The sequence below is a fragment of the Paenibacillus sp. P5_B5 genome (genome assembly GCF_056400365.1).
Window position 1 is genome coordinate 1 of the sequence record NZ_JBFULK010000075.1, and the last position, 355, is coordinate 355.

A 355-nucleotide genomic window follows, 5' to 3' on the forward strand; every position below is an offset into this window, starting at 1 on the left:
GCTGAAAGCATCTAAGCGCGAAGCCCCCCTCAAGATGAGATTTCCCAATTAGTAAGACCCCTTGTAGACGACGAGGTTGATAGGCTTGAGGTGGAAGCGCAGCAATGTGTGYAGCTGACAAGTACTAATAGGTCGAGGGCTTAACCTAAGATCTTTCAAAAGTAWWCTTACAWCTTTCAATTCGCATCTAGTTTTCAAGGTACAATACCTTGTTACAACGCATTTATTCTAAATGCACTGTTTGGTGACGATGGCGGAAGGGAACCACGCGTACCCATYCCGAACACGACCGTTAAGCCTTCCAGCGCCGATGGTACTTGGACCGAAGGGTCCTGGGAGAGTAGGACGTTGCCAA

Annotated in this window: 2 rRNA genes; both read left to right on the forward strand. The window is 48.3% G+C overall.

The features are described from left to right. A 23S ribosomal RNA gene (locus tag AC1DOK_RS24635) occupies positions 1–148 on the forward strand; the annotation flags it as partial. Between the two features lie 92 nt (positions 149–240). Next, positions 241–355 (forward strand): 5S ribosomal RNA (gene rrf, locus AC1DOK_RS24640); the annotation flags it as partial.